The following is a 14,021-nucleotide window of genomic DNA, read 5'->3' on the forward strand; positions in this document are numbered from 1 at the left end:
ATGGGCGCGGCGGGAGTCGTACTCGCCGCGGGTGGCCGTGGAGTCCTGCGCCGAACGAATGACGTCGGGCCCGGTCGGTGTTTCGCCGCTCCCGCGGCGCGTTAGGCATGGTAATGCCCGCGGGACCACGAGCACGGACTGGCAGCGGGCTCCGGCACCTTACCGATCATCCTGGAGGTACAGCATGAGATCCGTCCGCGTCACCGTCATCACCTCGGCGCTGCCCCTGGCCCTTGTCACCCTCGCCCTGGCCGGCACCCAGCCCGCCTCGGCGGCCCAGCACTCACCGGCCGCCCCCCTGTCGAAGGAGTCCGCCGCCAAGCCTGACGGTGGCGACGGCGGCCTTCCGCTCCTCAACGACGTGGTGGGCCTTCTGGGTGTCTGAAGCAGTCCGCGGTGGAGCCGGCACACGCCATGAGTCAGGTGATCTCCCCGCGCTCGCCGGGCACCACCGCCCTGTGGGTTGCCTGGGCCCGGGCGGTGGAGCACCGCCGCCCGGACCGACTGTTCGCAGACGACTACGCGGCCGCCTTCCTGGCCGCGGCCGGTGCGGAAGCCGGCACCCCTCCCCCCGAGTTCCGCGCAGCGCTGCCCGTGGCAGTGGCGACCCGGACGGCCTTCTTCGACGAGCACCTCAGGAGCGTGACCGTCGGCGGCGTCCGACAGGTGGTGCTGCTCGGCGCCGGACTGGACACCCGCGCCTTCCGCCTGCCGTGGCCGGCCGGAACCAGCCTCTACGAGCTCGACACACCCGAACTGCTGGCGTTCAAGGAGCCCGTGCTCGCCCGCCAGGGCGCGGCCGCGACCTGCCGCCGTACGCCGCTGGCCATTGACCTGACCGACGACTGGCCCGCCGCCTTGTGCGCTGCCGGCCTGGATCCCGCGCAACCGGTCGCCTGGCTCGCCGAAGGGCTCCTGCCGTATCTCGAGGTGGCGGCCGCCGACCGGCTGTTGACGGCGATCGGACGCCTGTCGGCGCCGGACAGCACGCTCGCCCTCACCTACAACCCGGAAGCCATGCGCGCGCTGGCGGACGCTCCCAGTGGCCGGCATCTGGCCGGCGTCGGCGTGGCCCACCCGGCGCTGCCCGGCCGACCCGAACCCTGGCTGGCACGCCACGGCTGGCGGGCACACGCCCACGACATCATCCAGCAGGCGGTGGCCCACCGTCGCGTCCCCGCCGCGGCGATGGCGCACACCAGCCCCGGGGCATCGGCGTCCTGGCTGGTCACCGCCACCATCCCCGACCAGCAGGCGCAGCACCGACCTGCACCGCGCTGACCCGAACGGCCCGGCGCGGGGGGCTCAGACGGCCTCCACCTCCTGGCGGACGGGAGCGGGACGCTCGGCGCGCAGGATGCCCGCCGCGCAGGCGGCGACGAGGCAGCATGCCACGGGCAGGAAGAAGGTGAGGTTGAGGGGGACGAGGCGGGTCATCGGGCCGATGAGGGCGGGCCCGGCGAGCATGCCGAGGTAGCCGAGGCCGGCGACGCGCGAGACATTGGCGCCGGCGGCGTCCGGGTCGGTGTGGCCCGCGGCGCTGAAGAGCTGGGGGATGCAACCGGACAGTCCGGCCCCGAACAGGGTCCAGCCGGCGAGGGCCAGGAGTGTCCACGGGGACAGCGCCGCCACCGTCAGTCCCAGTGCCGCCATGGACGCGCCGTAGCGGAGTATGGCCACCGGCCCGAAGCGCGCGGCCATCCGGTCGGTCAGCAGACGGCCGAGGGTCATGGCCGTGGCGAAGGCCCCATAGGCGAGTGCGGCGGTGGCGGCCGGAGCGTCCAGGACGTCCCGCAGATGGAGCACGCTCCAGTCGTTGGCGACGCCTTCACACAGCATCAGCATCAGCGCCAGCACGGCGAGCAGCCAGATGCGCCGGGGCGTACGAGACCGGGGCCGGGCCGCGGTGGGGTCGGGGACGTCGGGGTCTTGTCCCGTCGGCACGTTCGTGGGGCGAGCGGACTCGGGGCGCAGCAGCGCGGGTGCCGCCAGTACGGTCACGACGAGGCCGAGGAGCGCCGCCGCACCGAGCGTGACCGCCGGGCCCGCGCCGCCGTCGAGAGTGCGCGCGCCGACCAGCGCGGCCAGGACGCCGCCGATGGAGAAGGTGGCGTGGAAGGCCGACATGACGGGCCGTCGGTAGCCGCGCTCCACCTGGACGGCATGGGCGTTCATGCTGACGTCCAGGCAGCCGTTGCCGAAGCCGAGCACTAGCAGCGCGGTTCCCAGCAGCCAGCCGTTCGTGGCCAGTCCCGGCAGGACGAGCGCGGCGCTGCACAGCACCGCGCCGACCGGTACGACCCTGCGGGCACCGAGGCGGTCGGTGAGCCGGCCGGCGAGCTGCATGCCCGCGAAGGCTCCCGCGCCGAGCAGCAGCAGGAGCCAGCCGAGCACGGCGTGGCCGACGCCGGCACGGTGCTCGACAGCGGGGATGTGCACGACCCACATCCCCATGAGGAAGCCGTTCAGGGCGAAGTAGACGAAGGTGGCGAGCCGGCCGGCTCGTAGCGATCTCTCCATGCGAACGAACATATCGAACATGATCGATGTTCGAAAGATTGCTATTCACGCAAGCTCAATGTTCAATATGGGCATGGTGAGCACAGACCGACTCAGGCAGATCTCCGACGCCGTACGCGAGGCCGGCCGCGTCGGCGTCGCGGAGCTGGCGGCCCTCACCGGGGCCTCGGAGATGACCATTCGCCGCGACCTGGAGCTGCTGGCCGACCAGGGCGTGTTGGAGCGCTACCGCGGAGGGGCCAGAAGCCTGCTGCTGCGCGGTGACGAGCCCCCGTTCGCGCTGCGGGTGCAGGAGGGGCAGGAGACCAAACGGCGACTCGCCGCCGCGGTCGCCGAACTGATCGCCGACGGCGAGTCCGTCGTCCTCGACAGCGGAACCACCTGCCTGGAAGTCGCCCATGTGCTGGAACACCGCCGCCTGACGGTGATGCCGCTCTCCCTGCACGCCGCCAACGCACTGACCGGGGCCCCGCAGCTGACGCTGCTGGTGCCGGGCGGCCGGCCCCGGCCGGGGGAGCTGGCGCTGACCGGCCCGCTGACCGCGGCGTCCCTGGCCGCCGTGCGCTTCGACACCGCCGTCATCGGCTGCTGCGGCGTGACCGCGGCGGACGGCCTGACCGCGTACGACCTCGACGACGCCGCCGTCAAGCGCGCCGCGATCGCCTCGTCCCGCCGCGTCGTCGCCGTCGCGGAGGGCGGCAAACTCTCCCGCACCGCCCTCGCCTTCGTCGCTCCCGCCGCCGCCCTGCACACCCTCGTCACCGACGAGGCCGCCCCGGGCGAGGAGATCGACGCGCTGGCCGCCGCGGGCGTGACCGTGCGGACGGTGTGAGCGTCGGCGACGCCCGCCCGGCCGGTCATGCGCCGGTTACCGGGACGGGGCGGACGCGGCGGAGCCGGGACGCGGGCCGTAGGACGTCAGGAAGCGGTTGCGGAAGGCGTCCATGTGCCAGACGGGTGCCTTCGGGCCGGGCTTCAGGCCGCTCTGCCAGCCCCAGCCGGAGATCCGTTCCAGCACGGCCGGATCGTGGGCGACGATCGCGACCGGCACGTCCCGGCCGGCGTTCTCTCCGGTGACGGCCGGAACGGGCTGGTGGTCGCCGAGGAAGACCAGCACGGTGTTCTTGTTGCCGTACTTCTCCACGTAGGAGATGAGGCTGCGCAGCGAGTACTGGATGGCACGCCCGTATTCGCGGCGCACCTGAGCGGGGTCCCGCCACACCTCCGTGGGGTTCTTGCCCGCCCTCTCGATGGCGTTGTAGACCGAGCCGTCACCGACCTCGTTCCAGCCGATCATCTTGGGCAGCGGCGCCCAGGGGTTGTGACTGGACGTCAGGATGATCTCCGACATCAGGGGCTTGCCGCCCGGCCTGCCGTGCTGGAGGCGTTCGAAGGCCGACAGGCTGTACTGGTCGGGCATGGTCGACCAGCTGAACTTGGGACCCCGGTATCCGAGGTTGCGGGAGTCGTAGACGTGGTCGAGACCGTAGAACGTGCCCTCCGGCCAGGACCGGGTGACGCCCGGCATGATGCCGACGGTCCGCCAGGCCCCCGTGCGGCGGAAGGCACCCGTCAGGCTCAGGCGGTCGCTGGAGGTGACGGTGCGGTAGCGCTGCTGGTTGCTGATCCACAGGCCCGACATGAAGGTGGAGTGCGCCAGCCAGCTGCCCCCGCCAGCGGTCGGTGAGGTCAGCCAGGCACTCCGGGCGGAGAACCCCGCCCTGCTCAGTCGGCGGGTCCCGTCCGCGAGTGCCGCGTCGACCTCCGGAGCGATCCTCGGGTCCTCGACGGCGCTGCGCCCGTAGCTCTCGATGAAGGTGAAGATGACGTCCTTGCCGCGCAGCCCGGTCAGCAGTCGGCGCGGCGGAGTGTCTCGGAAGGCGTCGCCGGCCGCGGCCTCGGCGAACTCGCGCTCGTCCTTCAGGTCCGCACGCACCTGGTGCACACGGTCGCCGACCAGTTCGGCCACGTTCCTGGAGGAGACCGGGACACCGGCGACCTGCACGCCGAGCGCCGTGACGGCGACCCAGGACGTGCCCAGCAGCAGGGTCGTGGCCGTCGCGGCGGCGCCGTGCCGGGCGAGGACACGGCTCAGCCGGACGACCGCCAGCGTCATGAGGACCAGCAAGGCGAGGACGAGAACCACCACGCCGATCACGGCGCCTATGGCACCCGCCTCGCCCGCCGAATCCCTGAGGAACGACTCGGCGTCGCCGAACAGACCCCAGTCGAGCACCGGGTCGAAGGGCCGGGCCAGCACCGAATAGAAGCCCATGTCGAGGAGGTTGAGGACGGTCAGCAGGCCGAGGGCCACCCCGGCGAGCACCGCCGCCACGCGCCGCGCCTTCGGCGGCAGTACGAGCAACAGAGCGGCCCCGGCGATCCCCTCCACCGGGATCCGCGCGAACCGCCCCGGTGTGAGGCCGGAGAGCTGATCGGGCAGGAGCAGGGCGAAGAGCACAAGTACCGCGGACAGGACGGTGGTCGTCCGCGCCAGGACCCGCGCGGCGGCCGGGTGCCGGCCGCGCCGGCTCCCACCACCGGCGCCGGCCCCGCCCCGGTCCTCGGCCGGCCCGGCGCCGCCCTCCTCCGGTGTCCGGCCCTCCACCGGCTCCGTTGCCCCGTCCGGCGGCTCCGTTGCCCGGTCCGTCTCCGGCAGCTGAGGAGAGCGCGTCAAGTGCGGCACCCGATGGTCCTTCCCTACGAAGCCCGGCAGCGACACGGCGGGCGGCGCCCGGGAGGACGGAGCCGCCGTTGTCTGTATCTGTACGGCCCGCGGGCGGGCTGCGTTCAACCACCTGACCGGCGCTTCGGGCATTTTTCCGGGTGACGGCGCTGCCGGAGCGGACACCTCCCGCACACGCGCCTGGAGGCCGGACCGGGGGAACGGTCCGGCCTCCAGGGCGGTCGAGGTCGAGGGAAGGAAGGAAGAGGTCAGCGGGCCGGTGCGTCCAGCAGATCGGTGACGAACTTCCGCAGACGGCCCGCGTGGACGCCGGTGACGCCGTGGATGACCTGCGAGCCGTAGGCGACGGCGATACCGCTGCCCGCGCTGGTGGTCCACCGGGTCCGGTGTGCCGCGGCCAGCCACTCGGGTTCGCCTTCGTGCTGGTGGGTGTCGGGGCCGGGTGCGTGCGGAAGCCGGTGGGTCAGCGCCGTGCCGGGCAGGAAGCCCTCCGCCTCGCCGACCGTCCGACCGCTCCAGACGCTGCCGGCGGACGTGGTCTCGATGTAGAACTCGCCACCGCTGTCGGCCTCGTCGAGTACCACGCCGATCCGGCCCAGCCGGCGAGGGGCGACGGACGGGTCGGGAATGCCGTCGACATGCGTGGGCACCTGCTGCCCGGCGGTCAGTTCGGTGTAGCCCCAGGGCGCGGCCGCACGGATGGACGGCAGGGCCCGGCGGATCGCCGGCAGGGCGCGGCCGGTGGCGTGCTGGAGGATCTCCTCGGCCGGCGGTGGGGCGGCGAGCACCTCGGCCTGGAAGCGGGGCCTCCAGCCTGTGGTGCCGAGTTCGTCGTCCATGATCTTGCGGAGTTCGTCGAGCTCGTCCTCGGTCAGGAAGTCTTCGACGGTCTGCAGGGCGAGAGTCTCGCTGATATGGATCACGGTGCTCCTTCGCGGTCCGAGCGGCCGGAGGAAAATCTGCCCGTCCACTGTTCCGGGCCGCTCGCGCGCCGTCCATGCCCCGCCCTGGGCGCGTCGGGGCATCCACGGTCAGGTGTGCGCGCCCGGCAGAGTTCCGCGTACGCCCCTGCGCGCCTCCGCGACGCTCAGGCCCGCAGTCCCATGACCAGCTCCCCCGCACCGCCCCGCTCGACCGTGGTGTAGTACTCGACGACCGCCTGCTGCCACTCCTCGACCGTCAGCCGTCCGTCACCGTCCCGGTCCAGAGCCGCGAACGCCTCCCGCGCCTGCCCGGCCGGCATCCCGACGGCCTGTTGGCCGCGCAGGAACTCCTCGACGCTGACCGTTCCGTCCCCGTCGCCGTCCACCAGCGCCACATGCGCCTCGACCGACGGGCGCACCAGATCGCCGATCGTCCCCGATTCGTACGCCTGCACCAGGGCGGCCACGAACGCCGTCTCGGCGAGCTGCCCGTCCTCGGCCACCCCGGCGAGCTTCGCCAGGCCCCGCCAGTACTCCCGCGCACCGGCCAGCACCGCCGCGCCGCGCACGGACCGCACCGGCTCCCCCATACCGGCCAGCAGCATCTCGGCCCGCCGGACGAGGTCGCCCTCGTCGACGAAACCGTCGCCGTCCGTGTCCTGCACACGGAATCGGTGCGCGTACTTGTCCAGAAGGGCGGTCTCCGTCATGCCACCAGGTCCTTTCTCGGCGATGGAGGTGAGGGAGGCGAGGGCAGCGGTAAAGGCGGTGGAGCTGCCGACTTCGCGGTCCGCCCTGCACGGTAGACCGGAGGCCGCGGCCGGCCCTCCCGCCACGCGACACCAGCAGGGTGAACCCGCCGCTGCCCGCCTCGGACGGTGAGGCCGACGCGAGCGTGCGCGCTCAGCGTGTTTTACGGAAGGCGGCGCGCAGGGCGGATCCGTTGACGATGAAGGCGGCCGGGGCCAGGGCGATCGCACATGCGGTCTGCATCAAGACGAACCACGTCGGGAGGGCACCGGGGATCGTGTCGACAGCGATGATCACGGGCGGCATGATGATCGTGATCAGGCGTATGCGCAGATAGGCCCATCGCGCCCCGCGCGCGGCGAGGACGGTCAGCCAGTACGTCACCGCGGCGCTCGCGAGCACTCCGGCCGATCGGCCCCACATGAACGGGGTCACCGGCCGGTCGATGAGCGCGAGGACGACGACCGTGACGAGGACCGCGGCGCTCAGCGCGCCGTAGGCCGCGACGAGGATCCTCACCCCGCCGAAGGCCGGTTGGCTGCGCGGACGGTTCAGGTGGGTGGGCTCGACCGTGGTGCGCTGGGTGGTTTCCATGGTTCCTTCTTCCGTTGCGTTGCCCGGTGCGATCTCCGGTGCGATGTCGACGTTAGGAAGCGCATGGACGGCGCGGTATCGGCCTGGACGTACGGGTGGGTGGGGCTGGACCCACTCCCGAGCCGATCCGGGTGGAATCCGGCTCCGGGCGTCGCACAGTGGACTCACCGAGCCGAAGTGAGAAGGAAGATTCATGCGACAGCTGAAGTCGTGGGTGGCGAGCGCCTGCGTGGGTTTCGTGCGAGCGTGCGTGGTGGCGGTCGTCAGCATGCTGGTACCGGCCCTATGGGCCGCCGCCGTGGCCCTGGGGATCTGGTGGGGCGCGGCGAACCCCTGGTCGTGGGTGGCGCCCCTCGTGCTGGTGGGCGTGGGCACGCTCGTCCTGTCCCGCCCCGTCTGCCAGTTGGTCCGCCGCCTCGTCGCGAGGTGGACCGCCACCGTCATCCCCGCCGGCTACCGGCAGGCCGGACCGGTGACGCGGATGTCCACCGGCTACTGGTGGAACGGCTTCAGTTACGAACGCACCAGCCGCGACGCGCTCCTGGACCAGAAGTGGCGGGTCCGGTGGGGCGACCCCGCCAACTGGCGCGATGTGCGGTTCACGGCGATCGCGCCGCTCACCGCGGGCGTGGTCGCGTCGCTCCCGCCGGCCGGGGTCGCCGCGGCGGTCCTCGGGCTCGGCCAGCCGGAGCCCGCCGCACGCGTCGTCGGGGTGCTCGGCCTGGTCGTGGCCGTCGCCGGCGCCCCGTACGCCTGGCGGCCCGTCGAACCGGTGGCCGTCCGCTTCCTGCGCCCGTCGCCCGCGATGGCGCTGGCGGAGCGGGTGGAGAAGCTGACCGCCCAGCGCGCGGACACGACTGTCGCGCAGGCCGCCGAGATCCGCCGGATCGAACGGGACCTGCACGACGGGGCGCAGGCACGCCTGGTCCTGCTCGGGCTGTCCTTGGCCACCGCGGAGAAGCTGATGGAGACCGACCCCGACCGGGCCAAGGAGCTGCTGCGGGAGGCACGAGCCGGCGCTGCCACGTCACTGACCGAGCTGCGCGAACTGGTCCGGGGGATCAACCCGCCGGTGCTCAACGACCGAGGCCTCGTCGACGCCATGCGCGCCCTTGCCTTGGACAGCCCGCTCGAAGCCGCGGTCGGCGCCGAGGTGTCGCTGCGTCTGGACCCGCCGATCGAGTCCGCCCTGTACTTCGGGGTCGCCGAACTGATGACCAACGCGGTCAAGCACGCCCGTGCGTCCCGGGCGCGCATCCGCGTCGCCCGGGACGGCGACGACATCGTCGTCGATGTCGAGGACGACGGTCGGGGCGGGGCCGGCGAGCGAACCGGCGGTGGCCTCGCCGGGCTGCGCCGCCGCCTCGCGGTCTTCGACGGCACCCTGGAGATCAGCAGTCCGGCAGGCGGTCCGACCCGTGTCAGGATGGTCGTGCCATGCGCATCGTCGTAGCCGAAGACCTCTACCTGCTCCGCGACGGGATGGTCCGCCTCATCGAGGCGTACGGACATCAGGTGGTGGCGACCGCGACCACCGGCCCCGAGACGCTCGACGCGCTGCTGACGTGGCGGCCGGACGTCGCCGTCGTCGACGTCCGCATGCCGCCGACCCAGTCGGACGAGGGTCTGCGGGCGGCCCTGGCCGCGCGCCGCGAACTGCCCGGACTGCCGGTGCTGATCCTCTCGCAGTACGTCGAACAGCTCTACGCCCGCGAGCTCCTGGCCGACGGCTCCGGTGGTATCGGCTACTTCCTCAAGGACAGCGTTTTCGACGCCGACCAGTTCGTCGACGCCTTGGAGCGCGTCGCCGGGGGCGGGACCGCGATGGACCCGGCCGTCATCGCGAAACTGCTGTCCAGCGGGTCCTCGAACCGGCGACTCGGACAGCTCACCGAACGTGAACACTCCGTGCTCGGCCTGATGGCCGAAGGGCTGTCCAATCAGGCCATCGGCCGGCGGCTCTTCCTCAGCGACAGTGCCATCAGCAAGTACACGACCTCCATGTTCGGCAAACTCGGCATCATCGACGACGACAACAGCAACCGTCGGGTGCTGGCCGTTCTCGCCTACCTCAACAACCCCTGAGTACCGCTCAGGTCCAGTGTGCGGGGGTCCGGGCCGCGTGCGGGGGTCCGGGCCGGGCCCCCGCGGCCGTTGTCAGTGGGTGCGTGCATCATCGTTCCCATGACGCAGAGCACCACTGAACCGCTGCACACGCTCGCCCGCGAGCACCTGCCCGCCGAGATCGCCGAGCGGTGGATCGGCCTGCTCCGGCCGAGCCTGCGCCTGGAGAAGGCCACGGGTACGGGCGCGGGAACGGATCCGGTCGTCGGCCGGCTCGGCGGCCTGCCGGAGCTGCCCCAGAGCGCGGAGTGGCCCGTATGGGAGGGACACGGCCCGCTGTCCTTCGTCGCCGCACTCGACTGTGCCGCGCTCCCCACCACCGCCCTCGACATCGCCTTGCCGGCGGACGGCACGCTGGCCTTCTTCTACTTCGACGGACAGTTGGACGACGGCTGCGCGGTGGTCGCGCCCGATGAGCCCGACACCTGGGCGGGCGCGCGCGTGCTGTACATACCGGCGGGGGACCCCGTCGCCGAACGGGCCGCGCCGGCGGAGCTTCGGCCGTTCCCCGAAGTACCGCTGACGGCGCGCGTGGAGACGACCGCGCCGTACCTCGGGCATCCGGTGGTCCACCGGGAGTTCGCACCGATGCCCGATGACCACCCGGTGCGGAACGAGGACTTCGAGGAGGCCTTGTGGGACCACGGCGAGGGCACGGAGCACCGCATCGGCGGGCACGCGAACCCGGTGCAGGACGCGGTGGAGTTCGAGGTCGCCCGCGGCGCCCTGGACAGCCCGCCGTGGGACGACCCCCGCATCGAGGAGGAGGCTCTGCGCTGGGTGCTGCTCGCCCAGTTCGACACGGATGACGGCGCCGACATGATGTGGGGTGACTGTGGCGCCCTCTACTGGCTGATACGCCCCGAGGACCTCGCCGAACGCCGCTTCGACCGCGCGATGTTCACCTGGCAGTGCGGCTGACGGAAGTCCGTCCCGGCCTGGCCGACCCGGATGTCATCAGCTGACGGAGTCGGTCCGGCCGCGTTCGCCCAGCACCTCCAGGTAGTGCGGGTTGTGCATCACACCGAGGATGTTGCCGAACGGGTCGAGTACGGCTCCGGCCCGGAAGTCGCCGTAGTCCCGCAGCGGCTCGTGCTCCTTCGCGCCGAGGCTGTGCAGCCGCGCCATCGTCGCCTCGACATCGTCCACGTGCCAGTACGCGACCACGCCGGCCGGGGCGGAGGGAGTACGGGAGATCCCGAACTCCTGCAGATGGTCGCCGAGCCGGAACTCGATGTATGCGGAGCGCTCGAAGTACGGCTCCACGCCCAGGACTTCGGTGTACCAGGCGCGGGCGGCGGCCAGGTCGTCGGCGTGGTAGCGGATGGTGGCGAGGCCACGGAACATTGTCATGGGAGCGAGTGTGCAGCGTATGCAGGTCGGTTCCTGACCTATATCGGCTCTGACCTACATCCGCTCTGACCTACATCCGCTCGTCGCATCGGTCGACGAGGAGCATCGCGGCGTCGTCCGCCAGGCGGCCCTGGGCGTGCCGGATCAACGCCTGGTGCAGCTGGTTCAGGAACTCCGGCGGGGTGCAGGCGTGCACCGCTTCCATGGCCTGGGGCAGGTCGAAGAAGTCGTTGTGGCGATCGCGGGCCTCGATCACGCCGTCGGTGTGCAGCAGCAGGCGGTCACCGGGCGGGAAGGGGTAGCTCTCCGCCTTGGCGGGAGGGCCGGTGATGAAGTCTTCCAGGCCGAGCGGCGGCAGGGGCGAGCCGGGCGTCAACGCCAAGACCTTGCCCCCACGCAGCAGCAGCGGAGGCGGATGGCCGCGGTTGACCACCTGGACCACGTGCTCGTCGGGCACCTCGGCCACGAGCGCGGTGACGAAGTCCTCCGCCCGATCGTCCTCCTCGTCCCGACCGACCGCCGCCGGCACGGCGCGCTCCCGCCGCAGCGCCGCCGCGCAGTGGTTCATGACCTCCACCAGGTCGTCCTCGTAGTGCACGGCCTCCCGGAACGCGCCCAGCACGGCCGCGGCCAGGCGCACGGCGGGCAGTCCCTTCCCGCGGACGTCCCCCATGATCATCCGCACCCCGTACCGGGTGTGCACCACCTCGTACAGGTCACCGCCGATCTCCGCCTCCGACTCGGCCGCGAGGTACACGCTGGCCACCCGCACGGGACCCAGCCGGGCGGGTACCGGCCGCAGGAGGACTTGTTGGGCCGCCACGGCGACCCGGCGCACCTGATCGAGCTCGCCCTGCCTGCGTGTGCGCACGGCGTTACTCGTGGTGACGCTGGCCACGGAGACCACGAGCAGCCCCAGGAGGTTGCTGTAGATCTGCTGGCCGCCCCACGCCTGGTGCAGGGTGGTGGTGATCAAGCTGACGCCCAGGGCTCCGGCCGCTACGGAGAGGGTGCCTTTCGGGCCCATCGTCAGCGAGGCCAGGGCCGGCATCGCGGTGAGGAGAGGACCGGTGTACAGAACGTGGGCGGGTGAGAGCTCGATCCCCAGCCCGAGCAGTACGATCGCGAACGGCACACACTGCGCGAACCTGAAGAGGACCCGGCTATGACCGCCTGCTCCTCCTGGTGGGGGGCGTGCGCGGAAGAGCGACCACATGCGTACAGCCTGCCTCGCCGAGGGTGAGTGTTCCACTCCTCGCGCTCGAGCCCTCCCGGAGCATGCGGTGGCCCGCGGCGGACTGGGGTGCGCGGTGGCGGCGGGCCGGACGGGGGCCGGGCCCGCCCGCCCTGGTGCACGATCTCACCGTCAGCGCCGGTGCACGACCTCCCCGCCGACGACCACGGTCTCCGCGACCGTGCCGGGGATGTCCTGCGGCCCGACCCGCAGGATGTCCCGGGAGAGGACGACGAAGTCGGCCAGTTTGCCGACGGTCAGCGACCCCCGGTCCTCCTCCAGGAAGTTGGCGTACGCCGAGCCCATCGTGTACGCGTGCACCGCGGTCTCGACGCTCACCGTCTCCTCCGGCTGCCAGGCCGCACCACCGGCCAGCGGCTGCCGGGTGACGGCCGTGTAGATGCCGATCATCGGGTCCATCTCGGCGACGTTCCAGTCGCTGGAGAAGGCCAGCACGGCTCCCTCGGTGTGCAGGCTGCGCATCGGCCAGGCCTTGTGCCAGCGCTCCGGACCGACGTTTCGCGCCCAGTCCTGGCCGGGGCCGGCGATCTCCGGGGCGCAGTGCCGTGGCTGCATACAGGCCACCACTCCCAGCCCGGCGAAGCGCGGGGTGTCGCGCGGGTCGAGGCATTCGACGTGCACGACCTGGTGGCGGGCGTCGCGCGGCCCGTTGACCGTGCGGGCCTGCTCGACGGCGTCGAGGACGGTGCGGATGCCCCGGTCACCGGTGGCGTGGACGAAGCACTGGAAGCCGCGGGCGTCCAACCTGGTGAGCAGGTCGCCGAACTCCTCCGCCGGGTAGAAGGTCTCGCCCCGGTGGTGGCGGCAGCCCGCGTAGGGCTCCAGGAGGGCGGCGGTCCGCGGCTCGACCACATCGTCGATGTAGAGCTTGAGGGGGCCGACGCGCAGCCGGTCGTCGTGGTGGCGGCGCGCCGCCTCGGCGAAGTCGTCGAGGTCGGCGTCGGTGGTGCCGCGCGGGTGGAAGAGCGCCGCGACGATCCGGGAGCGCAGCCGGCCCTCGGCGCGGGCGCGCTCGAAGAGGGCGAGGTCGTCCAGGGAGTTCTGGGGTTCGACGACGGTGGTGAGGCCGAAGCCGATGGCGTCGTCGAGGCTCCTGGCGAGGCGCCCGTACTGGCGGTCGGCCGAGGCCCAGGGCACGCCGAGCTCCTTCAGGGCGCGGTGCCCGGCGCGGGAGAGGCCCTTGACCGCGAAGTCCTTGAGGAATCCGGTGGGCTCGCCGGTCTCCGGGTCGGTCTCCGCCTCGCCGAAGGGCAGACTCGTCCGGTTCCGGTCGATGCCGAGGCGGCGCAGGGCCGCGGTGTTCAGCCAGGCGGTGTGGACGTCGTAGCTCAGGACGAAGGCGGGGGTGTCGCCGGTGACCGGGTCGAGGTCGCCGGCGCGCGGCATCCGGCCGCCGGGGATCGCCGAGTAGTCGAAGGCCTCGGCCTCGATCCACTCGGCGTCCGGGTGGGCGGCATGCCAGGTGCGGATGCGCTCGTGGATCGCCTCCAGGGTGCGCACGCCCGCGAGCTGGACGCAGGCGTCGTCGGAACCGAGCCGGACGTGGTTGTGGGCGTCGATGAAGCCGGGCAGCACCAGCCGGCCGCCGGCATCGATCACCCGGGTGTCCGGGCCGGTCCACGCCCCCGCGTCGGCGTCCGTGCCCAGCCACACGATCCGGCCGTCGCGTACGGCGAGTGCCTCGGCCTCGGGCAGGGCGGGGTCGACGGTGTGGATGCGGGCCCGGCTGAGTACCAGATCGGCGGGGGCGGCGGACGGGGTGGTACGGGTCATGAGGGTTGGGCTCCAGGGGTACGGAGGGGTGAGGTGGGACGGG

Annotated in this window: 14 protein-coding genes; 6 read left to right on the forward strand and 8 right to left on the reverse strand. The window is 72.4% G+C overall.

The features are described 5' to 3' along the window. The first annotated feature begins 184 nt into the window (after positions 1-184). Together AC0680_RS12580 and AC0680_RS12585 are read left to right on the forward strand one after the other, a co-directional pair. Positions 185-385: a hypothetical protein gene (locus tag AC0680_RS12580; protein WP_478627432.1), complete on the forward strand. Its 201-nt coding sequence runs from the start codon at positions 185-187 to the stop codon at positions 383-385. Between the two features lie 29 nt (positions 386-414). Continuing rightward, a complete protein-coding gene (locus tag AC0680_RS12585; protein WP_478627434.1) occupies positions 415-1,281 on the forward strand; it encodes an SAM-dependent methyltransferase in 867 nt (288 codons plus the stop codon). 24 nt (positions 1,282-1,305) lie between these two features. Here the strand turns inward: AC0680_RS12585 and AC0680_RS12590 are convergent, their stop codons facing one another. Further along, a complete protein-coding gene (locus tag AC0680_RS12590; RefSeq protein WP_478627665.1) occupies positions 1,306-2,520 on the reverse strand; it encodes an MFS transporter in 1,215 nt (404 codons plus the stop codon). A gap of 73 nt (positions 2,521-2,593) precedes the next feature. Between AC0680_RS12590 and AC0680_RS12595 the strand changes: the two genes are divergently transcribed. Continuing rightward, positions 2,594-3,352: a DeoR/GlpR family DNA-binding transcription regulator gene (locus tag AC0680_RS12595; protein WP_478627437.1), complete on the forward strand. Its 759-nt coding sequence runs from the start codon at positions 2,594-2,596 to the stop codon at positions 3,350-3,352. A gap of 36 nt (positions 3,353-3,388) precedes the next feature. Here the strand turns inward: AC0680_RS12595 and AC0680_RS12600 are convergent, their stop codons facing one another. From AC0680_RS12600 to AC0680_RS12615, 4 genes are all read right to left on the reverse strand, one after another. After that, the gene (locus tag AC0680_RS12600) at positions 3,389-5,206 is read right to left on the reverse strand and encodes an alkaline phosphatase family protein (protein WP_478627440.1); all 1,818 of its coding nucleotides are present in this window, start codon (positions 5,204-5,206) and stop codon (positions 3,389-3,391) included. A 248-nt stretch (positions 5,207-5,454) separates the two neighbouring features. Next, positions 5,455-6,129: a hypothetical protein gene (locus tag AC0680_RS12605; protein WP_478627443.1), complete on the reverse strand. Its 675-nt coding sequence runs from the start codon at positions 6,127-6,129 to the stop codon at positions 5,455-5,457. A 164-nt stretch (positions 6,130-6,293) separates the two neighbouring features. Beyond that, positions 6,294-6,839, reverse strand: a complete 546-nt coding sequence (locus AC0680_RS12610; protein WP_478627446.1) for an EF-hand domain-containing protein — start codon at positions 6,837-6,839, stop codon at positions 6,294-6,296. 193 nt (positions 6,840-7,032) lie between these two features. After that, complete coding sequence (locus AC0680_RS12615) at positions 7,033-7,473, reverse strand: hypothetical protein (protein WP_478627448.1); 441 nt, start codon at positions 7,471-7,473, stop codon at positions 7,033-7,035. Positions 7,474-7,666: 193 nt separating this feature from the next. On the opposite strand from AC0680_RS12615, the gene AC0680_RS12620 reads away from it, so the two are divergent. The 3 genes from AC0680_RS12620 (at position 7,667) to AC0680_RS12630 (ending at position 10,518) form a co-directional block, all read left to right on the forward strand. Continuing rightward, positions 7,667-8,926: a sensor histidine kinase gene (locus tag AC0680_RS12620; RefSeq protein WP_478627451.1), complete on the forward strand. Its 1,260-nt coding sequence runs from the start codon at positions 7,667-7,669 to the stop codon at positions 8,924-8,926. Then, complete coding sequence (locus tag AC0680_RS12625; protein WP_478627454.1) at positions 8,911-9,558, forward strand: response regulator transcription factor; 648 nt, start codon at positions 8,911-8,913, stop codon at positions 9,556-9,558. The genes AC0680_RS12620 and AC0680_RS12625 overlap by 16 nt, the downstream gene beginning before the upstream one ends. A 99-nt stretch (positions 9,559-9,657) precedes the next feature. Beyond that, entirely contained in the window at positions 9,658-10,518 is an 861-nt protein-coding gene (locus tag AC0680_RS12630; protein WP_478627457.1) for a YwqG family protein, read from the forward strand. Between the two features lie 36 nt (positions 10,519-10,554). Here AC0680_RS12630 and AC0680_RS12635 read toward each other — a convergent pair whose 3' ends face one another. From AC0680_RS12635 to AC0680_RS12645, 3 genes are all read right to left on the reverse strand, one after another. Then, complete coding sequence (locus AC0680_RS12635) at positions 10,555-10,950, reverse strand: VOC family protein (protein WP_478627460.1); 396 nt, start codon at positions 10,948-10,950, stop codon at positions 10,555-10,557. Positions 10,951-11,020: 70 nt separating this feature from the next. Continuing rightward, positions 11,021-12,085: a PP2C family protein-serine/threonine phosphatase gene (locus tag AC0680_RS12640; RefSeq protein ID WP_478627463.1), complete on the reverse strand. Its 1,065-nt coding sequence runs from the start codon at positions 12,083-12,085 to the stop codon at positions 11,021-11,023. A 231-nt stretch (positions 12,086-12,316) separates the two neighbouring features. Then, a complete protein-coding gene (locus tag AC0680_RS12645; RefSeq protein WP_478627466.1) occupies positions 12,317-13,978 on the reverse strand; it encodes an amidohydrolase in 1,662 nt (553 codons plus the stop codon). Positions 13,979-14,021: the final 43 nt, after the last annotated feature.

The sequence above is a fragment of the Streptomyces sp. NPDC043738 genome (assembly GCF_056436545.1).